The organism is Pseudaeromonas sp. HNCC25DJ182 (assembly GCF_055413365.1).
Genome location: NZ_JBVAYG010000007.1, coordinates 92830 through 113809, shown reverse-complemented (window position 1 = coordinate 113809; position 20980 = coordinate 92830). Strand labels below are relative to the sequence as shown.

Genomic DNA, 20980 nt, shown 5'->3' with positions numbered 1-20980 from the left:
CATCACGAATGCCATTACTTTAGGCATTTCTAATTTAGAGTGCAATCATAACATTGCCAGACCGCCTGGATCGGGTATGCTGAAGAGAAGTCGGCCTATTATAGTTCATTGATTTTATGCAACTTCCGGCACCCAGTGTGGCTTCACCTCACCAGACAGCAAGCGGCTCCAGCTTACTGCGACTGGATATGCTGACCCGTCAGCTCACCGCCATTGGCCCCTCCGTGGTTCCCGATGCCGTGTGCCCCTTCCCCGGACAACCCTGGCCTGAGCAATTGCCTGCCGACGAGGCCAGCGAAATCAATCAGCTCCTCGACAAGCAGCAGGCTGGATGTGTGCAGCTAGCACGATACGATACGCTCTGGTTATTGCAATTCATACCCGATCGGCATCCGGAATGGATCCTGGTTGCCCAGCCTTTGTTGGCAACTACGGGGAGTAGTCCACTACAAGCGCTCGAGTTTCTGGAGCTGGACAAGCAGGCGACGAGCTGTTCGGGAGTAGAGCGTAATCGACGGATTTTACACACTCTGTATGCCGCCACCGGTTGTGAGCGACTGATCCTGTGGAGTCTGGATAGCCAACTCATGACGCCGCTGTTCATGCTGGGCAACGGCAAAATCCCCTCGCCGCAAACCGTAGATAACCGTTACCTGAAAGCCTTGCGCTCACGAGGCTGTCTCGGTTTTTCTGATCTGTCTCATCAGCCTATGCTCAAGAGCCAACAGTATCTGGCCGAGGATGACATTCATGCCCGTCTGGACGTGCAGCTGCAACAATCGGGGATCCTTTCCGGGCTCATTACGCTGGAATACCGCTCATTTCAACAAAGTTTTCCGGCGCTCACCTTTCAGTTGGCCGAAAAGGCTGCCAGCCTATTGCTGGAGATCCCTCCATCACCAAACCTGGATCATCTGCAGTGGCTACAGGATTTCAATATTCGGATCGCCAGCCATAGTGGTACCGCCTATTTTGCCCATCTGGCCCAGTTACTCGCGGAGCAGTGTCAAGCCAGTCAAGTTCTCATCTGGCGCCAACTGCAACGGGAAGGACAAGCTCATCTAGCCAGCGTGGTTCGTTATGATCGCGGTAGCTGGTTACCGGAGCAGGAGCTCTCGCTGCAACCGGATGCTTGGCAACTCTTGCTCGATCCGCAGCCGCGACGTTTGCAGGGCAACTCCCTCGAAGCAGTGCGTCCGTTGCTGGCCGAATATGGCAACTTTGAAGCCTGCTTAAGCTATCCACTACTCGATGAGGATCAGCAGCTTGTTGGCCTGATGTGCTTACTGTTCCGCAATCAGCCTGCCAATAGCGCGCCGCTGGAAACGATTATCGCCTTGACCGCTCATCGCACCACCGGCGAGCTACTGCGGCGGCGATTTGAAGAAGAGTTGCAATTAGCTCGCGCTGCATTTGAAACCCCGATGGCGGTTCTGGTCATTGATGCCTTAGGCTTTATCGAGCGGGCCAATCCTGCCTTTATCGCCATGACGCAATTCGCGCCGGAGGCCATCATTGGTCACCACATGAAGCTACTACGTCCCAGCTTCTACGATGACGAATTCTATAATTCCTTGCAGCAAACTTTGAAACGACAAAATTATTGGCAAGGCGAGGAAAACATCCTCAAGGCCAACGGCTTCTATTTCCCCGTACGACTGACGATCACCACCATTCGTCGCCATGATGAGATCACCCATTATCTATGCACCATCGACGATATCTCCGAACGTCGCCATAACGAGCAGCAGATCGAGCAACTCGCCTATTACGATGACCTCACCAACATCTACAATCGACGCGCCATGCTGGAACAACTGGAGATGGCACTGCAAGAGGCCCAGGAGCTGAGTCTCTTTGGTGCTCTGTTGTTACTGGATATCGATCACTTCAAAAATATCAATGACTCACTAGGCCATGCCGTGGGCGATCAACTGCTGAAAGCTATCGTGGTGCGTCTCCAAAACAACCTTGGCCAGAAGCTGTTGCTGGCTCGAGCCTCGGCCGATCAATTTGCGCTACTGGCCAAAGATTTGGGATCCAGCCTGATCTCGGCCCGTATCCAGTGTGAATACCTGGTTCAGGAAATCAGCAGCCTGTTCAGCCAACCCTTCGACATCAATGGCATTACCTTACATGTCACCTGTACGCTGGGGATCAGTCTGTTCCCCGACGAGGTCTCTTTTGCCGAGGTCATGCAGCAAGCCGACACCGCGGTACACATTGCCAAACGCCAGAGTGGTGGGGGGCATGCATTCTTCACCAGCGATATGGGCAGAGCCGTGCGGCGTCGGTTGGAGTTGAATAACCAACTGCGCGATGCACTGCGGCTGCATGCATTCCAATTGTACTATCAGCCACAATTCGCGGTCGTCTCGGGTGCATTGGTCGGTGCTGAAGCCCTCTTACGCTGGGAGCATCAAGGGACCTTTATCTCGCCTGCCGAATTTATACCGGTCGCTGAAGAGACCAGCCTGATCAATGAAATAGGCCTCTGGGTATTGCGCCAAGCCTGCACCCAGTTTGTCTATTGGCAAAGCATCGGCATGCCATTACCGGCGATCTCCATCAATGTCAGCGCCCGACAATTTCATCACCGGGATTTCCTACCGCAACTGGAGTTGATCATGCAGGAGAGCGGGATCCCCGCCCACTGCTTAGTATTGGAACTGACAGAGTCTGTAGTCTTGGAGAACCTGAACGAGACAATCCACAAGATGCAGGCCATTCGTCAATTAGGGATCCGCTTGTCGATCGATGATTTTGGCACTGGCTACTCGTCGCTGGCCTATCTCAAGGAATTGCCGGTCAATGAGGTAAAGCTGGATCGCAGCTTTATCATGCGCCTGGCGGAGGACCACAAAGATCGGGTACTGGTGGCGACCGTACTGGCACTGGCCGAAGTCATGGATTTTTCAGTCATCGCTGAAGGCGTCGAGACCGAGGAGCAGTTGCAGGTATTGCGCGATCTGGGTTGCGATCATTTTCAGGGATTCTTACGCTCCCGACCACTACCTGTCCGCGAGTTGGAACAGCAATTTAGTCCGCCCCCCGCCTCATCACACAACCGCGAATAGACACGGTGTCGGTAAAAGCGTGAGCCCTGAGCACAGGGCTCACCCTCAAAACTCGAACTTGTAAAACAGATCCAGAGCCTGGTTCAAGCCACTCAAGGCTTGCACATAGAGTCTGGGCATCAATTCATAGCGCAACTTGACCTCACCAATCGAGGTGAAGACGCCCACGCCATATTGCAATTGCAAGCCGGGCATCAAATAGCCACTGATGCTGACCTGGGTATCATCCCCGCTACCGGTCGAATCCAGACTGACATCGCTGAACCCAAAATTCTCGACAATTCCCGATACCAGGCCATTGGCTTGACTCAATCCCGCCCCCAGCAAGATCCCGGTCATAGCCTCATCGTTTGAGGTGGTGCCGCTACTGGTCGAGCTTTTGCCGCGTAGCAGATAGGAGAGTTTTTCAGTTTGCGAGAGTTGAGGCTCGGAATAGATTTCGATCTTCGGCTGACTGGCAGGACCTGAAACCTTGACCCCGACCGTAATATCCTTATCTTCCATCGTTTCCGGATCCCGCTCGGCCTTCACCAACAGATACGGTGCAGTTGGATTACCACTGAACAGTAATTTACCTTCCTGGATCAGCAGATTTTGTCCAAAGGATTTGAAACGGCCATCATTCAGAGCAATCTCGCCGTCCACTCGTAGTGGTATCTCTGGATTCTGAACGACCCGGACTCCGCCCACCAATTTGGTTTTGAGCCCTAAGGCATCCAGTTGCACATCTCCGCCCAGCCCTAAACTGACATCCAACCAGATCGGCAATGGAGCCTTGGGTGGCGGCGCGGTTTTGCGCCGGGGATCCACCACCTCGACATCCTCCGACACGCTGACCGCACTATCGGGTAAGGACTTCACCTTGATACGAGCCCATGGGATCTGTACCTGGCCTGCCAGACGGATGGTGTCACCCAAGGCTAACGTCAAATTAGAGCTCACCCGGGCTCTTCCGTAGCCCGCCAGACCAATTTCCAGAGTATCGGCCTGCACCCGCAGTTGCCCCGACAGCGGTTCCTGGGACCAGTCCACATCCCCGTTCAATTCCAGCGTACCCTTGCCGACCTTCATATCACCAGCGAGGGTTGCCCGGGAACCATCAATCAGCAGCTCCGTATGCAACGCCTTGATAACCGCCAGTTCCGTCGAGGTTTCCACCTCGCCTTCACTAAGCGCCACGCGTCCATAGAACAAGGGTTTACTCAAGGTTCCAGCCATACGGCCTTTGGCATCGATGCGGCCACGAGTGCGCTTTAGTTCGTCAAAGAGTGGCGCTATACCATACAAACGCAGATTACTAATCGACAGCTCCCCCCCTAGGCCGCGTTCACCCATGGGATCTGTAAGCAACAAATTAATATCGGCCTTACCTAATTGCTGGGAAGAAAAGTGAAGCGCCAGCTTACCCTGTTGCTCATCCAGTTGGGTTGAAATGAACAACTGATCATAGGCCGAAGCGAATTCGTCGGCGATCAATTTGCCGGGCTCACTCACCAGTTGCAGGTTGGCATGAGGAACCCCCTGCCTCCAGCCCACATTTCCTTTCAGGCCAAGGACGGCGACCCAATCCATTCGCTCGGGCAGGAAAGGTTGTAATGCTTGAGTCGCAAAATCGGTTAATGCCAGATTCAGCTCCCCCTGTTGCGGTGAGAGTTCGGTTGCATCGACGCAGAAAGAAGATTTCTCCGAGCGCCAACATTGACTCCCGAGCACAACACTGGGTGATGAAGGAGTAATTGCCAGCGTCAAGGGTGAGACCAAATGCCAAGGGCCGATGGGGGTATCCAGTTGTCCCGAACCTAGTACTCCTTGCCACTGACGTCCAGTCCAACGACCTTGCAGTGCCAACGTGCTGGCAATCGGCTTGCCCTTGAACTGCAGCGCAATTTGATGCGCTTTTTCTGTTCCGGTAATGGACAGCTCCAGATCCTGCAGACGCTGGCTACCGCTCCGCAGTCGACCCAGTGCGAGCTTGGCATCCCCCTGCCATAAGGCGCCTAGTGACACAGAGGCATCCAAGGCGAGTTGTCGCAACCGGGTACCGGCAAAACTGATGCTTTCCGCCTGCAACTTCACCGTGACAACCGGCGTCGTGGCATTTCCGGACAGTGCAAACTGCCCGTCTATGCCGCCGTCCAGTTCGGGATGTAATGTTTCAAGTTTGGGCGCCAACAGACGACCTTGCAGTTGCCAGCGAGACGCAAGCTCGCCATCCAGCGATAGCTGGTTGCCGCCACTTCGCACCCTGATCTGCTCAAAACGCCATGCCATTTGGTCGTCGCCACTGAGCTTGCCCGAGAGCGTCAGTGGATAACCATTGAGTTGGCCCGAGGCTTGGATAGTCGGTAGCTTCAGCTGCCAGTGACCATCGTTCAGTGCAAATTCCGAGGTCACAGAGCCATTGATGCGCCCCGATAGCTCAGGAAGCCACTCCTGCAAATTACTGCTTTTTGCTTCGAGTTTGCCCGACCAGTGAATGCCGTGAACCCAACTCAGTTTGCCGGTTGCGCCAAGATGACTGTGGCCCGTGGTGATGCCAAGCGGTGCCAGCGCGATGCCATCCAGCGATCCCGTCAACGTCACATCAAGCTTGGAAATCGGCAATCCCTGCACCTTGACCTGACTTCGCAAGGAGGCCCGATAATCAGATAGACGGCCCGAAGCGCGCAAAGCCCCTTTCGTCAGCGCATATTCCGCAGCCTTGAGTGGCCACTGCAAGGTTTGCCATTGTGCCTCCGTCTCGAATGGCAAATCTGGAGCTAGCGTATTCAGCCGAGCCTTCATGACCAGACCTTCCGTGCCCTCGACCACCAGTTTTGTCTGCAGATCCGTCAAGGGGCCAGCTACGTTCAAACGGGCTTGCCGCCCCACGAGCTGCTTATCCAGCCATGGCATCTTGGAGAGGCCTTGGAGTTCAAACTGCATTGGATAATAGTCCAGGAAGGTCATCTGCCCTTTCAGGCGCAGTTCACCCCATGGATGCCAGACCTGCAGTTGCGCCACTCGCAGTTCAACGCCCTCGAATCCGACGCGGGCCTGAACATCAAATAACCCAGTATCAAATCCCGTCTGATGATAACGAGCGCGTTGCACCTTAAACTGCTCGACTTCCAGCGAGACCGGCAGGAAAACCTTGGGCAATAACTCGATTTGTTGCTGAACGACGTTCGCATCGAAGGGTTTGGTCAATGGCGGCGCGGCGGTCTCCCTCTTGGTCGCGCTGGATTTTGGCGATGGAAGCAAAGCGACATCGACATCCGCGCCGTCAGCGTGTTCCAGCTGTAATCGCGAACCATGCCAATTGGCAGCCGCTTGCAAACGGCCAACCGCCACCCGGACATCGGGTGTCGTCAGGACAAAGTCGCGAACCAGTAATCGCTTGAGCTGAATACCGAATGGTAACTGGATTAGCTGCTCCGTCGGCTCTGTCTGCAGTAGCTCCTCGGACTCAGGATCCGCGAGGGGATCGGCTAGCGGATGGATCTGGATACGCCCCTGATCGAGTTGAACCTCGTCAATCAACAAGCGGCCACTGAGCAAAGCGCCCAATTGCCATTTCAGGTGCAGTTCATCCGCCTGCACATCCAGTAGCGAAGAGCGGTAGTCGAGATGGCGAAACGTCCACCCCTGCCCTAGATGGCCACTGGCCAGCTCACCCTGCAGTGTCGGTTGCGAGCTCTGCAATTGTTGCCATAACAGCTGATTACCTGCGGCAGTAAAGAGCAGTAATCCCACCACGACCAACAGCAAGAGCAACAGGCTGCTCAAGGCCACAAATGTCAGCCGCAACCAACTCATAGCTCGGCTCCCAAACCAAAATGCAGACGCCAGGGAATATGGGTTTCCGACACCCCGAATGCCAGATCGAAGCGGATAGGCCCGAATGGCGAAATCCAACGCATCCCCAGACCAGTCCCGACACGCAATGGATCCTGATAATCATTGGTTGCGGTTCCGGCATCAATAAAACTGGCCAGTCGCCACTTCTCAGCCACGGGATGCGCATATTCCAGCGATCCGGTCGTGACATAACGCGCCCCCGTCAACTGACCACTCGCATCGACCGGCGAGATGGTTTCAAAACCAAAGCCCCGCACCGATTGGTCCCCCCCGGCGAAAAAACGCAAGCTTGGGGGCATCTCATCCAGATTGGAACCTATGATCCCCCCTTGTTCCAGGCGTGTAGTAAAACGCGCGCCCTCCCAGGGTGTCCGCAACCATTTAGTTCGAGCCCACAAGCGGGTAAAACCCAGATCCGAGCCCCAGGCTGGCTGTGAAAACTCAGTAGTGAGCAAGATCCGGTCACCGAATTCCGGATCGATAGCCTTGTCGACACGCAAACGGTTGAGACTAACACCGGGTATCAACAGCAAACTGTTACCCTCGCTCAGCCCTTGACGAAATGACTCATATTCCAGGCGGGTGAAATAATCACGCTCCCAATTGCCCAGCTTTTTGGTCCAGTAATGGATACCGGCTGAAGTTTTACTGGATCGAGTGTCATTTAAATCCGTGCGTTCATAACCGGTTTGTAGATTGTAGTAATCGTTGATCGGGTCTTTGCCCGGGATCCGGTAGTTGAATTTCAGGTCTTGCTTGGGTTGCGACACCTTGAATTGTGCCGCCAGACTATGCCCATGACTGTTTAACCAGGGCTTTTCCCAATTTAGCTGAACACGAGGACCTTCATCCGTGGAATAGCCAACCCCCGTCTCGACCAAGTTATCACTCTTGGGCTCGAGGCCAATGTAGATGGGGACTTGATGATCCCGGGTTTCGTTGAGCAGAGGTCGGACATCCACCTGGCGAAAATAACGAGTTTCCGACAGTGACTGACTCAAGGTCGCCAGATCTTGTGCCTGATAAGGATCTCCGGCTTTGAAGGTCAGCAGCGGGTGGATGAGTCGCAGCGATTCAGTAACCCCGACGATGCGTGCTTCACCAAAATGATAACGATGACCACTGGAAAACTCGATGACCACATCGGCAACCAGTTCATCGGGATAGACCTTGACCCGGGAGGTCACCAATTCCGCATCAAAATAGCCGCGATTAGCCGCGCGCGTGGCTAACGCTGACTTAATATCCTCATACTTGCCATGATTCAGCACATCGCCTTGCTTAAGCGGTAATTGCTTGAGGAGTCGGTCAAATGCCTCATCATTGAGAGCATCGCCCAATAGTTCTACTCGAAGAGTCCGGATCTTCACCGGCTTACCTTTAGTCACTTGCACATGCAACATAGCCGGGTCTTGCTCATCCACCTGAAGCTGGATCTTGGATTGATAATACCCTAATGCCTGTAAACCCTGTTCGACAGCGGAGCGGATCTGTTTGCCCCGATGCTCTATTCGACCGGGTTGGATGTTCGGCAGTGCGGTCAAGTGAGTCTCTACATTTTCCTTCAGGTCACCACTAATGCCATCAATCCGATAACTGATATTTTTTGCCTGCACCTGCATGCCCCAAAGAGCCAGCAGCAAGCAACCGCCAAGGAGCAAACGATGAGGTAACATCACTAGCGGAAGAAAAGCTGAGCGTTTTTTCACGTAATATTTTGCTCACTGTTAAAAAGATTGATCATGGCGATGCCCGAGTCCAGCCTTTGCCCGAAGGATAGTAGCACAGAGACTTTCAGCGAACAGCCCAGCCTGGGTCCGCTTGCAGCCATCGAGCAGATGATTGAAAATCACCCTTTTATAGCCAGCGGATTATGGAATGAAAGCAGCAGCCTTGCATATTCTGGTGAAAAATCGTCATGAATGTGAAGCCTTAAAAGTAAAACTTGCCAAGGGAGCCCATTTTGGTGAGCTCGCTCGCCGTCATTCGCTTTGCCCTTCTGGCAAAAAAGGCGGTGACTTGGGCGAATTTCGGAAGGGACAGATGGCCAAGCCTTTCGATGACGCTGTTTTTAAAGGTGAAGTACTCACAGTATTAGGCCCGATAAAAACTCAGTTTGGTTTTCATCTAATCAAAGTTCTCTACCGCAATTGAACCCACTTGCAGACGAAAACAATCGGCTTAACCGACTGCTACTGGCATTTTGACTGGCATCGAGTTAGCCTTGCCCTGCTTATTCTCAGGGCGGGGTGAAACTCCCCACCGGCGGTAATCCATGTTGCGACATGGTCAGCCCGCGAGCGCTCTTGTAGAAATCTATTCGGCAAGAGGTCAGCAGATCCGGTGTAACTCCGGAGCCGACGGTTATAGTCCGGATGAAAGAGGATACGACAGCCATTCTGAACGGCAGCCCAACGGGCTTGCCGCTTGCTGCCTTTCCATGCCCTGATTCAGGTAATCATTTGACATATCAGGATACTTACCATGGATCAGTCTTTACTCTCGCAATTTGGTTCCCCCTTGCAACGCATTGACGCCGCCCTTACCGCTCTGCGTTCCGGACAGGGGATTTTGGTCGTCGACGATGAGGATCGTGAAAATGAAGGCGATCTCATCTTTGCCGCAGAAACCATGACCGTCGAACAGATGGCCTTGATGATCCGCTCCTGTTCGGGGATTGTCTGCTTGTGCCTGACCGATGAACGAGTCCGGCAATTGCAACTACCAATGATGGTGGAAACCAATTCCAGCCACTTTCAAACCGCGTTTACCGTCACCGTAGAGGCTGCCGTCGGTGTCACCACGGGTGTTTCGGCTCGGGATCGCCTGACCACCATAACCGCAGCCATTGCCGACGGTGCCGTACCGGAAGATTTGCATCGACCCGGCCATGTATTTCCTCTCCGAGCCCGAAAAGGCGGCGTGCTGGAGCGCCGGGGACATACCGAAGCTACGGTCGATCTGACGCGGCTTGCCGGTTTCAAACCCTATGGTGTGTTATGTGAGCTGACCAATGACGACGGCAGCATGTCGCGCTTACCCGACGTCATTCGCTTTGCCAACAAGCACCAAATGCCAGTGATCAGTATTGATGATCTGGTGGCATATCGACTTCAGCTGCAGAAGCAGGCGAGTTAGTCGCTGAATTGAAACCCGGCTAGCTATCGACTTTTAGCCGAAATCAGCCATAAAAACAAAGGGCTATCCGAGGATAGCCCTTGTTGTATACAGAGTTGACGATTACAGCGACTGCTGGCGCAAGGCTTCGATCCGTTGCTCCAGGGGCGGATGGCTCATAAACCATTCACTCATCGAACGTTTACCATTGATGCCAAAGGCCATCATGGTGCCTTCCAGCTGAGGTTCATGGCCCTGACGCAGACGCTCCAGAGCGGCAATCATCTTGTGACGTCCAGCCAATCGAGCTGACCCCGCATCGGCACGGAATTCACGTTGGCGGGAGAACCACATCACAATCACAGAAGCCAGAACACCAAACACCATCTCCAGCACAAAGACAATCATCATGTAGGCAAAGCCACCCATCGCTGAACCTTGCTCTTCATCATTAGAGCGGAATGCGTTACTGATGATGCCTGCGACAACCCGGGCAAAGAAGATGACAAAAGTATTCACCACCCCCTGGATCAGGGTCAGAGTCACCATGTCACCATTGGCGATATGACTCACTTCATGGGCCAACACCGCCTCGGCCTCATCACGACTCATGCTGTAAAGCAGACCAGAGCTCACTGCGACCAGTGAGTTATTTTTGCTGGCACCAGTAGCAAAGGCATTCATCTCGGGTGAGTCATAAATACCCACTTCCGGCATGCCAATACCAGCTTGCTGTGCCTGCCGAGTCACAGTGGACAGGAGCCAATGCTCCATCTCACTGCGCGGTTGCTCGATAATTTGCACTCCATAACTGCGCTTGGCCACCCACTTGGAGATCAGCAGCGAAATGATGGAGCCACCGAAACCAAACACTGCCGCCATCAACAAGAGGCCGCCCATCCCCTGGCGATTCAACCCGAGCCAGCTGGAAAGCACACTCAGGACAATAGACAGAACCAGTACCACAGCCAGATTCGTTGCCAAGAACAACAACACGCGTTTCATGAAGACTCCTTAACAGATCAGGGACACAAAGACCTTGATTCAGGTATGTCATTGGTAACATAGATATTACCGAAAAGGCAGCAGTCTATACCGGCCTATTGCTCAGGAATAACCTGACAAACACACATTCAGCCACAAGACCAACACCTGCGCAAACCAGACGCTGACTCAAACTGATCATAGGGGCGAGAAATAGAATTTCAATGAACGGGGGTAAAACAAAAACACCATACCAAAAGGTATGGTGTTCCAGATCGCATCGTAAAAACATTACAGCAATGGAGAAAGATCCAGGTACTGCCCCAAATCCGACTCGAATGGACGAGCCAGGTAGGGGATTTCACCTAAAAATGGTGCCGGTAATAAACTTTTCAGGGTTTCCAGATTCGCTTTGTAATGACTCATCCCTGGGTGAATACGATTCACGCACCAGCCGGCAATATTGAGCCGATCATGCTGGATGGCCTCGCAGGTTAACATGGCGTGGTTCAGACAACCGAGTTTGGCACCAATAACCAGAATCACCGGTAAATTCTCATGCCGCACCCAATCCGAAAGAAAATGCCCATGCCCGACCGGTAAGCGCCACCCCCCCGCACCTTCGACGAATATCATGTCCGCATCGGTTTCCTTCAAGCGTTTGAGTCCGTCACTCAACACGCCAAGCTCGATGGGTACACCACTTTCTTCAGATGCAATATGGGGAGCGATATGGGGTTCAAAGCAGTAGCCCACCAACTCCTCATAGGCTAATCGCAACGAGGTATTCTTCTGCAACATCACCACATCCTGGTTACAGAGCCCCTCCTCCATCAGGTCGCAACCTGAGGCCACTGGCTTATAGGCTGCAGTCAGCAATCCAAGCTTGTTGGCCGCCCGTAGTAAAGCAACGGTTGAGACCGTCTTCCCGACCTCGGTATCCGTACCAGTGATGAAAAAAGTCTTTGTCATCGCGTCAAAACTCCGTAGCAAACTTCATAGCTAACTGGTAACAAGCCGGTATTATCTCGTTCATTTTCATAAGCTTTTTCTAACGCCAACCATCGTTGACGCCCGGATAGACCGGGCGCCCGCTGTCCGGTAACCTGATTTGCGCCAATTCCTTTGAGACCCATAAGTAGCTCACGCAACGTCGGATAATGCAATACATGACGACGGCAGAACCATTGCTCAAGACGAAATTTTTGCTGGAGGCATAGGGATTGTAATACTTCTTCGCCAATAAACGGGTTCACATGATCTAAATCATCAACCTGTTGCCAAGCTCGGCGCAGCTCCGGCAGGCTACCAGCGCTAAGCGTAGCAAATGCCACCCGGCCCCCTGGTCGCAATATCCGGTATATTTCACCCAGCGCCAGCGGCAAAGAAGCACACCACTGCAAGGCCAGGCTGGAGAATACCAAATCAAATGCGCTATCCGACAAGGGCAGCTGCTCCGCATCTCCACAGATAAAGTTGACGCCAGATACTTTCTGGGTGGCCGCCATCAACATCCCCAACGACAGATCGAGGGCAATGAGCTGGTTACTTAAGGGTTGCAGCTTTTGCAAAAAAAAGCCGGTGCCACATCCCAAATCGAGAGCAACCTCATAATTTTGTTGTGATATTAAGTGGAGCAGATACTCGCCTATCTGCTGCTGGACAACCGCATGCTGGTCGTAACAACTGGCGGCTTTACCAAATCTGGCTGCCAAATCAATTTTATCGACCGGCAATGACCAATCATTCATTCCCATGGGCTCCATCAACAACCGATCCCGTCCTCGCATTGTGCCAACGCTCTTAGCAGGACATCAATGTCATCGACCGAATGCCCGGCTGTCAGGGTCAATCGCAGTCGGGCCATACCGGGCGGAACCGTCGGTGGGCGGATCGCCGTGACCCAACAGCCCAGCTCCCGCAAGCGGGTCGCCAGTGACAAGGCGCAAGCACTATCCCCCACCAATAGCGGCTGTATCGCCGTCGCCGATGGCATAAGCGTCAAACCCAATGCAGTGGCACCAGCACGAAAATGGGCGATCAGCCGCTGCAAATGCGCGCGTTCATCATCCGCCTTGATGACCCACTGCAAAGCCGCATGTGTGGCTAACGCCTGAGAGGCTGGCATATGGGTGCTATAGACGTAGTCTCGGGCAAAATTCAGCAGATAATCGATCAACTGGCGGGAACCTGCCACGAAGGCTCCGGCAGTACCAAATGCCTTGCCAAAGGTCCCCACTAAAACAGCGACCCGGGAATGAGCAAGCCCCTGCACATCCAGAGTGCCTCTGCCACCTCGGCCATGAGCACCCAAGCCATGGGCATCATCCAGCATCAGCCAGTTACCACTGGACTCTGCCAACTGGAGCAGTTCCTCGCAAGGAGCCTGATCACCATCCATGCTGAAGACCCCTTCACTGATGATAAGCCCAGCCTTCGGTCGCAACTGGCTCTCCAGGTGAGCCATATCGTTATGCCGGAAGCGGTGCATACGGGAAGGGATCAGGCTTCCTGCCTCCTGCAAAGAGGCATGATTGAGGCGATCCTGCCACTGTTGATGCGACGGTTTGAGTAACGCCTTTAACACGGCCTGGTTAGCCGCGAATCCTGACGAAAACAATAAAGCAGCCTCGACATTTAGCCAAGCTGCCAGGGCTTCTTCCAACTGCTGATGCGCCTCGGTATACCCGGTCACCAATGGCGAGGCTCCGGATCCGGCCCCCCAGGTTGCCAATCCCTGTTGCCAAGCTGCCGCGATGGCGGGCTGGCTGGCAGCCCCCAGATAATCATTGGAAGAGAAATTCAGGTATCGACGCCCTTCAATCAGCAGCGAAGCACCCTGCCCGGATTGCAAGATCTGGCGTTGACGCAACAGCCCTTGGCCGTGCCTGGCCTGAAGCTCTGACTCCAGTTGAAACGGCATCGCTCACGCCTCGGTTTTGCTGAGTTGTCGAACCACTCTGGGCTTGGAGGCATCGTAAAACAGCTCTTGTTCATCCTGCTGTTCCAGTACAGCTTCACGGAGCTCTTGCTCCTGCATCAGATCTGGCTTCTGCACACGCTGCTCAGGACGGATCCCCAACCGGTTGAATAACTGCATGTCCGCATTTTCATTAGGATTGGCCGTGGTCAGGAGCTTACAGCCATAGAAAATAGAGTTGGCACCCGCCATAAAACAAAGCGCCTGCATCTGATCATTCATTTTTTCCCGCCCTGCCGACAGTCGGACATGGGAGGCAGGCATCATGATCCGGGCTACGGCAATAATGCGCACAAAATCAAATGGATCGACCTCGGCTTCGTTTTCCAGCGGTGTACCCTTAACCTTCACCAACATGTTGATCGGTACACTTTCCGGCTGTGGCGACAGGTTCGCCAGTTGCACCAGCAGACCGGCGCGATCAGTCGCACTCTCGCCCATGCCGATAATGCCACCCGAGCAGATCTTCATCCCTGCGTTACGGACATGAGACAAGGTATCCAACCGATCCTGATAGCTACGGGTAGTGATGATATCGCCATAGAACTCGGGCGAGGTATCCAGATTGTGGTTGTAATAATCCAGTCCGGCATCGGCCAGTTGACTGGCCTGATCGGCGGTCAGCATGCCAAGGGTCATACAGGTTTCCATCCCCATATCCTTGACCTCCTGCACCATGCGCAACAGATAAGGCATATCCCGGTCCCGCGGATTACGCCAGGCTGCGCCCATACAAAACCGTGACGACCCCGCCGACTTAGCTTCTCGAGCCCGTTCCAGCACCTTTTCCACTTCCAGCAGACGTTCCGATTCCAGCCCGGTTTGATAGCGAGCACTCTGCGGGCAATATTTACAGTCTTCCGGACAAGCCCCAGTCTTGATCGACAACAGGGTACTGACCTGAACTTCGTTCGGATTAAAGTGCTGACGATGAATAGACTGAGCCTGAAACAACAAGTCGTTGAAGGGTAAGGCGAACAGGGTTTTGACCTGTTCCACGCTCCAGTTATGGCGGATTTCGGCTTCCATGACAGACTCTCAAAAATGGGATTAGACTTGGCTAGTCTATGGCGGGCCAGTATGCTGTCAATCAAAACATCAGCTAACGCATTGACAAGCGACCATTAGATGAACAATAGAGATTTTGATCAGCAACATGTCTGGCATCCCTACACCTCGTTGACCCACCCCTTGCCCACCTATGAAGTAGCCCGTGCCGACGGGGTTTACTTGCAGTTGGCCGATGGTCGTCGTTTGGTTGACGGGATGTCATCCTGGTGGGCCTGTGTGCATGGTTATAATGTGCCTGAGTTGAATGCGGCAGCGACAGAGCAGTTACAGCAGATGTCCCATGTCATGTTCGGGGGCATTCGTCATGAACCAGCCACCCGTCTGTGCCGTACCCTGGTCGAATTGACGCCTGCAGGGCTGGATCGGGTATTTCTCGCCGATTCCGGCTCGGTGGCAGTCGAGGTGGCACTAAAAATGGCGCTGCAGTATTGGCAGAGCCGCGGCCAGCCCCGTGCGCGTTTTATTGCCCTGCGGCAGGGCTACCATGGAGATACTTTTGGCGCCATGAGCGTCACCGATCCGGATGGCAGCATGCATCGGCTGTATAAAGGATTCTTACCGGAACACCAATTTATCCCAGCCCCGCAAAGCCGATTCGAGGGTGATTGGCAACCGGACGATATCCTGCCCTTACGAAAATTGTTGCAGCGAGATAGTCAGCAATTTGCTGCCGTGATCCTTGAACCCATAGTCCAAGGCGCAGGCGGCATGCGCTTATATCATCCGGAATATCTGCGTCAGGTCCGCAATCTGTGCGACGAGTTCGATGTACTGCTGATTGCCGACGAAATTGCGACCGGTTTTGGCCGCACCGGTAAACTATTTGCCTGCGAGTGGGCCGGGATCAGCCCGGACATCATGTGTCTGGGGAAAGCGTTGACTGGCGGTTACCTCACCCTGTCCGCCACACTCACCAGCGAGAAGATCATGCGCGGTATCTGCGACGGTGAGGCAGGCGTGCTGATGCATGGTCCGACATTTATGGCCAACCCGCTAGCCTGCGCCATCGCCAATGCCTCGATTGCGCTGTTACTCGACTCCGATTGGCAACAACGAGTCGAGACTATAGCCCGACAGCTGGCGACCGAGTTGGAAGTGTATCGTCAACATCCTGTCGTCAAGGATGTCCGGGTGTTGGGAGCCATTGGTGTCGTCGAGACCCGGACTCCGGTCGATATGGCGCGCTTGCAGCGTTTGTTTGTCGATTCAGGCGTCTGGATCCGGCCCTTTGGTCATCTGATCTATCTGATGCCCCCCTTCATCATTCAGGCCGAACAGTTACGGCAACTCACCCAAGCCGTCGGTCAAGCACTCGATCTCATGCGGCTGGATAGTTCAAGAGCGAAGTAACGGCAAAACCAGACTCGATCCCCACATAGAGGGTAGCCACCACATCGACGGGCGGCTCTGGTATAGTAGCCCCATCGTCGGCGGCGCAGGGCTGCCGACCCATGACAGGATCCCGCGATGCGCATCTCGATTGCAGGCAAGGTCTGTTTCGTCCTGCTGATCATCTTTTCATCAGTACTGATTGCCATCACCGCTTACCAAGCTCAACGAGAGCGCGACTTGGTATTACAGGTGGCTCACAGTCAAGCCAAGTTGCTGTTGCAATCCTATCTGGATGGCGCCGCCCTGTTACCGACAGCCGCCGCTCGCCAAGCACTGGGGCAACGACTCACCCAGCATTCAGAGCTGGTCTCACTGCAACTGCTACCTCATGACCCGGCCATCTCACCCGCCTCGCCCTCTCCCGCTCGCCATGGCTATCAGGTTGTGGAACAGGGGGCTGATACCCGCTTGGTGCTGATGCAATCACTGGCGCCGGGCTGGTTTGCCGCATGCCAGGAATGCAACCGCCAGCATCCCGGGCCGCAGCTCATACGCCTTGAGTATTCATTGAATGCCGCATTTGATGACATCGAAACCCATCTGCTGACGACAGCCTTGCTACTCTGCCTATTTTTTGGCGCAGGTCTGCTGCTGGCGCTTTATATCATCCGTCGCCAGATTGTTGGTCCCTTGCATCGCATTTCGCTAGCGATGGAGCGGGCCAGTGATCTGGGTGATCACAGCATCCGCCTGCCTGTCGAGCGCAACGATGAGCTGGGTCGTCTGAGTGAAAACTTCAATCAGCTGATGGAGAGCCTGGCCTCGTCCCCACAAAGTCCTCCGGCATCGGGCGTATCCCAAAGCTGAGCAGCCAGAGCGACAGACCATCTTTTGCTTGAGTCCTGATTCGGCGCAGGTAAGATGATGCGATCAAAAAACCGGACCAGAAGCCCGGTACGACAATAAGTTGGAGAGATAAATCAGATGACCCATGCATCCGTAGATGATGTGCTCAAGGGCAAGTTTGCCGTTGGCAGCAGCCTGACCGTGAAAGGCTGGATCCGTACCCGCCGGGATTCCAAAGCCGGGATCTCTTTTTTGGCCATTCATGATGGCTCCTGTTTCCATCCGGTACAGGCCGTGGTACCCAACACCCTGAGCAATTACGAGGATGATGTGCTGCGTCTGACCACTGGCTGCTCCGTGGAGGTCACAGGCATCGTGGCCGCCTCGTTGGGAGCAGGTCAAGCATTCGAACTTCAAGCCACTGCAGTAACCGTGGTCGGTTGGGTCGATGATCCGGATACCTATCCGATGGCCGCCAAGCGCCACAGCATCGAATATTTGCGCGAACAAGCTCACCTGCGTCCACGCACCAACCTGATGGGTGCCGTGACTCGTGTCCGCAACTGTCTGGCTCAGGCCATTCATCGCTTTTTCCATGAACAAGGTTTTGTCTGGGTATCGACTCCGTTGATCACCGCCTCTGATTGCGAAGGCGCTGGCGAAATGTTCCGTGTCTCCACTCTGGATATGGAAAACCTGCCCCGCACCGATAAGGGTGGCGTCGATTACAGCCAGGACTTCTTTGGCAAAGAAGCCTTTCTGACCGTATCCGGCCAGTTGAATGCCGAAACTTATGCCTGTGCCCTGTCCAAAGTCTATACCTTTGGCCCGACCTTCCGCGCGGAAAACTCCAATACCAGCCGTCATTTGGCCGAATTCTGGATGATCGAGCCCGAGGTGGCCTTCAATGACCTGGAAGCCAACGCCAAGCTGGCAGAGCAACTACTGAAGTATGTATTCCAGGCGGTATTGGATGAACGCCGCGATGATCTGGAGTTTTTTACCCAGCACGTCGACAAGGAAGCCGTGAGCCGCCTGGAGCAATTCGTCAGCTCGGACTTCGCTCAGGTTGATTACACCGATGCCATCGAGATCCTGAAAAACTGCGACAAGCAATTCGACTTCGCCGTCGAATGGGGCATCGATCTGCAATCCGAGCATGAGCGTTATCTCGCCGAAGAGCACTTCAAGGCGCCGGTGGTTGTGAAGAACTATCCGAAGGATATCAAGGCGTTCTACATGCGCTTGAACGATGACGGAAAGACAGTGGCCGCGATGGACGTCCTAGCTCCCGGGATCGGTGAAATTATCGGTGGCTCGCAACGGGAGGAGCGTCTGGATGTACTAGATGCCCGACTGACCGAAATGGAGCTCAATAAAGAGGACTACTGGTGGTACCGGGATCTGCGCCGCTACGGTACTGTGCCACATGCCGGTTTCGGTCTGGGTTTTGAACGTCTGGTGGTATATGTGACCGGCATGGGTAACGTGCGTGATGTGATCCCCTTCCCGCGGACACCTCGCACAGCAGAGTTCTAATCTCTGTCCCAAGACTCCGATACGACAAGCCAGCTTTCGAGCTGGCTTGTTTCCTTTCAGGGTTCCCCAAACGACAACGCCGCCCGAAGGCGGCGTTGCATCACAGGTTGGCGACTCATGACCAACCGGTGATCTCTTTAAGCGCGGCACCAATATCGGCCAACGAACGGACCGTCTTCACGCCCGCAGCTTCCAGGGCTGCAAACTTCTCGGCAGCTGTTCCCTTACCGCCCGCGATAATGGCGCCTGCATGGCCCATTCGCTTTCCTGCCGGCGCGGTAACACCCGCAATGTAGGACACCACGGGTTTAGTGACATGGGCCTTGATAAAGGCAGCAGCCTCTTCCTCGGCCGTACCACCGATTTCACCGATCATCACAATCGCTTCCGTCTGTGGATCATCCTGGAACTCACGCAGAATGTCGATGAAATTGGAGCCCGGGATCGGATCGCCGCCAATCCCGACACAGGTGGACTGTCCAAAACCCGCATCCGTGGTTTGCTTCACCGCCTCATAGGTCAAAGTGCCAGAGCGCGAGACGATCCCCACCTTGCCTGGCAAATGGATATGCCCAGGCATGATACCAATCTTGCACTCACCCGGCGTAATCACGCCTGGACAGTTGGGGCCTATCATGCGCACACCGGTTTCTTCCAGTTTGCACTTCACCTGCAGCATATCCAGCGTCGGGATTCCTTCGGTAATACAGACAATCAGCTGAATGCCTGCATCAATGGCTTCAAGGATCGCATCCTTACAGAAGGGAGCAGGAACATAGATCACCGATGCGGTAGCTTGAGTCGCCAGAACGGCATCCCGAACTGTGTTAAAAACCGGCAACCCCAAATGGGTGCTGCCACCCTTACCAGGAGAAACACCACCGACCATCTGAGTGCCATAGGCAATCGCCTGTTCGGAGTGAAAGGTACCCTGTGCACCGGTAAATCCCTGACAGATCACCTTGGTATCTTTATTGATCAAGACGCTCATGCCACGGCCTCCGCTGCCTTCACTACCTGCACCGCTGCATCAGTCAGACTCTTGGCAGCGATAATATTCAACCCGCTCTGCGCCAGACGCTCAGAGCCCAAATCGGCATTGTTACCTTCCAGACGAACGACCACCGGGATCTTGACACCGACTTCTTCGACTGCGCCAATAATGCCATCGGCAATCAAATCGCAGCGCACGATACCACCGAAGATATTAACCAGCACCGCCTTCACCTTGTCGTCAGACAAAATGATCTTGAAAGCTTCCGTCACGCGCTCTTTGGTCGCACCACCCCCCACATCCAGGAAGTTGGCCGGGAAGCCGCCATGATGTTTGATAATATCCATGGTGCCCATCGCCAGACCGGCGCCATTCACCATGCAACCAATGTTGCCATCCAGCGCCACATAATTCAGCTCCCACTGTGCGGCATGAGCTTCGCGCTCATCTTCCTGACTGACATCATGCATTTCACGCAGCTTGGGCTGACGATACAGGGCATTGGAGTCGATGTTGATCTTGCCATCCAAACACAGGAGGTCGCCACTGGCGGTGATCACCAGCGGGTTGATTTCTAACAATGCCAGATCATGGGCCACAAACATCTTGCCCAAGCCCAAGAAGATGCTGGTGAATTGCTTGAGCTGTGCAGCATTCAGACCCAGTTTAAAACCCAGCTCCCGCGCCTGATACGCTTGTGGTCCAGTCAGTGGATCCAGAATTGCCTTGTGGATCAGTTCCGGGGTTTCGTGGGCGACCTTTTCAATCTCCATGCCCCCTTCCGTTGACGCCATGAACACCACGCGACGAGAGGCACGATCCACCACCGCTCCCAGATACAACTCCTTGGCGATCTGGGTACAGGTTTCAACCAGGATCTTGTTGACCGGCTGTCCTTTGGCATCGGTCTGGTAAGTCACCAGATTCTTGCCCAACCAGTGCTCGGCAAATGCCCGAACCTCTTCTTTATTGGTCGCGACCTTGACTCCGCCTGCCTTGCCTCGGCCACCGGCATGGACCTGACATTTAACGACCCACTTATCCTGACCCAAGGCGGTTGCCGCATCGACGGCTTCCTGAGCACTCTCGCAGGCCATGCCAGCTGGTACCGGCAGTCCAAATTCGGCAAATAGTTGTTTTGCCTGATATTCGTGCAAATTCATGACACTCAATCCCTGTTGTGAAATTCCGGCGCTCAAA

At 54.2% G+C, this 20980-nt stretch carries 15 protein-coding genes and 1 riboswitch; of the genes, 6 read left to right on the top strand and 9 right to left on the bottom strand.

Annotated features, from left to right (window positions below; translation table 11 throughout):
- Positions 1-137: 137 nt before the first annotated feature.
- Entirely contained in the window at positions 138-3077 is a 2940-nt protein-coding gene (locus ACZYUB_RS07805; protein ID WP_463946906.1) for a putative bifunctional diguanylate cyclase/phosphodiesterase, read from the top strand.
- Between the two features lie 45 nt (positions 3078-3122).
- Here ACZYUB_RS07805 and tamB read toward each other — a convergent pair whose 3' ends face one another.
- The gene (gene tamB / locus ACZYUB_RS07800) at positions 3123-6875 is read right to left on the bottom strand and encodes an autotransporter assembly complex protein TamB (RefSeq protein WP_463946905.1); all 3753 of its coding nucleotides are present in this window, start codon (positions 6873-6875) and stop codon (positions 3123-3125) included.
- Positions 6872-8626 (bottom strand): autotransporter assembly complex protein TamA, encoded by a 1755-nt coding sequence (gene tamA / locus ACZYUB_RS07795; RefSeq protein ID WP_463946903.1) that lies wholly within the window; start codon positions 8624-8626, stop codon positions 6872-6874. Before tamA ends, tamB begins: the two co-directional genes overlap by 4 nt.
- A gap of 169 nt (positions 8627-8795) precedes the next feature.
- On the opposite strand from tamA, the gene ACZYUB_RS07790 reads away from it, so the two are divergent.
- Positions 8796-9071 carry a peptidylprolyl isomerase gene (locus ACZYUB_RS07790; RefSeq protein ID WP_463946902.1) on the top strand — a complete coding sequence of 92 codons (276 nt, stop codon included), beginning with the start codon at positions 8796-8798 and terminating at the stop codon, positions 9069-9071.
- A gap of 77 nt (positions 9072-9148) precedes the next feature.
- Positions 9149-9308, top strand: a riboswitch (FMN riboswitch).
- 93 nt (positions 9309-9401) lie between these two features.
- Positions 9402-10055 (top strand): 3,4-dihydroxy-2-butanone-4-phosphate synthase, encoded by a 654-nt coding sequence (gene ribB, locus ACZYUB_RS07785; RefSeq protein ID WP_463946900.1) that lies wholly within the window; start codon positions 9402-9404, stop codon positions 10053-10055.
- A gap of 102 nt (positions 10056-10157) precedes the next feature.
- Here the strand turns inward: ribB and htpX are convergent, their stop codons facing one another.
- The 5 genes from htpX to bioB form a co-directional block, all read right to left on the bottom strand.
- Entirely contained in the window at positions 10158-11039 is an 882-nt protein-coding gene (gene htpX, locus ACZYUB_RS07780) for a protease HtpX (RefSeq protein ID WP_463946899.1), read from the bottom strand.
- 270 nt (positions 11040-11309) lie between these two features.
- Positions 11310-11990, bottom strand: a complete 681-nt coding sequence (gene bioD / locus ACZYUB_RS07775; RefSeq protein ID WP_463946897.1) for a dethiobiotin synthase — start codon at positions 11988-11990, stop codon at positions 11310-11312.
- Positions 11987-12769 carry a malonyl-ACP O-methyltransferase BioC gene (bioC, locus tag ACZYUB_RS07770; RefSeq protein WP_463946895.1) on the bottom strand — a complete coding sequence of 261 codons (783 nt, stop codon included), beginning with the start codon at positions 12767-12769 and terminating at the stop codon, positions 11987-11989. The genes bioD and bioC overlap by 4 nt, the downstream gene beginning before the upstream one ends.
- Before the next feature lie 14 nt (positions 12770-12783).
- Positions 12784-13941 (bottom strand): 8-amino-7-oxononanoate synthase, encoded by a 1158-nt coding sequence (bioF, locus tag ACZYUB_RS07765; RefSeq protein WP_463946893.1) that lies wholly within the window; start codon positions 13939-13941, stop codon positions 12784-12786.
- A gap of 3 nt (positions 13942-13944) precedes the next feature.
- Positions 13945-15027: a biotin synthase BioB gene (gene bioB, locus ACZYUB_RS07760; protein ID WP_463946892.1), complete on the bottom strand. Its 1083-nt coding sequence runs from the start codon at positions 15025-15027 to the stop codon at positions 13945-13947.
- A 99-nt stretch (positions 15028-15126) separates the two neighbouring features.
- On the opposite strand from bioB, the gene bioA reads away from it, so the two are divergent.
- The 3 genes from bioA (at position 15127) to asnS (ending at position 18786) form a co-directional block, all read left to right on the top strand.
- Positions 15127-16419, top strand: a complete 1293-nt coding sequence (gene bioA, locus ACZYUB_RS07755) for an adenosylmethionine--8-amino-7-oxononanoate transaminase (RefSeq protein ID WP_463946891.1) — start codon at positions 15127-15129, stop codon at positions 16417-16419.
- A 117-nt stretch (positions 16420-16536) separates the two neighbouring features.
- Entirely contained in the window at positions 16537-17268 is a 732-nt protein-coding gene (locus tag ACZYUB_RS07750) for a HAMP domain-containing protein (RefSeq protein ID WP_463946890.1), read from the top strand.
- A gap of 117 nt (positions 17269-17385) precedes the next feature.
- Entirely contained in the window at positions 17386-18786 is a 1401-nt protein-coding gene (gene asnS, locus ACZYUB_RS07745) for an asparagine--tRNA ligase (protein ID WP_463946889.1), read from the top strand.
- 115 nt (positions 18787-18901) lie between these two features.
- Here the strand turns inward: asnS and sucD are convergent, their stop codons facing one another.
- Together sucD and sucC are read right to left on the bottom strand one after the other, a co-directional pair.
- Positions 18902-19777, bottom strand: a complete 876-nt coding sequence (gene sucD, locus ACZYUB_RS07740) for a succinate--CoA ligase subunit alpha (RefSeq protein ID WP_463946887.1) — start codon at positions 19775-19777, stop codon at positions 18902-18904.
- The gene (gene sucC, locus ACZYUB_RS07735; RefSeq protein WP_460884958.1) at positions 19774-20943 is read right to left on the bottom strand and encodes an ADP-forming succinate--CoA ligase subunit beta; all 1170 of its coding nucleotides are present in this window, start codon (positions 20941-20943) and stop codon (positions 19774-19776) included. The genes sucD and sucC overlap by 4 nt, the downstream gene beginning before the upstream one ends.
- Positions 20944-20980: the final 37 nt, after the last annotated feature.

What these genes read in the sequence shown, in the direction of transcription:
- tamB (WP_463946905.1), bottom strand. Translation starts at nt 6,875, where the DNA reads ATGAGTTGGTTGCGGCTGACATTTGTGGCCTTGAGCAGCCTGTTGCTC.
- ACZYUB_RS07790 (WP_463946902.1), top strand. Translation starts at nt 8,796, where the DNA reads ATGAAAGCAGCAGCCTTGCATATTCTGGTGAAAAATCGTCATGAATGT.
- ribB (WP_463946900.1), top strand. Translation starts at nt 9,402, where the DNA reads ATGGATCAGTCTTTACTCTCGCAATTTGGTTCCCCCTTGCAACGCATT.
- htpX (WP_463946899.1), bottom strand. Translation starts at nt 11,039, where the DNA reads ATGAAACGCGTGTTGTTGTTCTTGGCAACGAATCTGGCTGTGGTACTG.
- bioD (WP_463946897.1), bottom strand. Translation starts at nt 11,990, where the DNA reads ATGACAAAGACTTTTTTCATCACTGGTACGGATACCGAGGTCGGGAAG.
- bioC (WP_463946895.1), bottom strand. Translation starts at nt 12,769, where the DNA reads ATGAATGATTGGTCATTGCCGGTCGATAAAATTGATTTGGCAGCCAGA.
- bioF (WP_463946893.1), bottom strand. Translation starts at nt 13,941, where the DNA reads ATGCCGTTTCAACTGGAGTCAGAGCTTCAGGCCAGGCACGGCCAAGGG.
- bioB (WP_463946892.1), bottom strand. Translation starts at nt 15,027, where the DNA reads ATGGAAGCCGAAATCCGCCATAACTGGAGCGTGGAACAGGTCAAAACC.
- bioA (WP_463946891.1), top strand. Translation starts at nt 15,127, where the DNA reads ATGAACAATAGAGATTTTGATCAGCAACATGTCTGGCATCCCTACACC.
- ACZYUB_RS07750 (WP_463946890.1), top strand. Translation starts at nt 16,537, where the DNA reads ATGCGCATCTCGATTGCAGGCAAGGTCTGTTTCGTCCTGCTGATCATC.
- asnS (WP_463946889.1), top strand. Translation starts at nt 17,386, where the DNA reads ATGACCCATGCATCCGTAGATGATGTGCTCAAGGGCAAGTTTGCCGTT.
- sucD (WP_463946887.1), bottom strand. Translation starts at nt 19,777, where the DNA reads ATGAGCGTCTTGATCAATAAAGATACCAAGGTGATCTGTCAGGGATTT.
- sucC (WP_460884958.1), bottom strand. Translation starts at nt 20,943, where the DNA reads ATGAATTTGCACGAATATCAGGCAAAACAACTATTTGCCGAATTTGGA.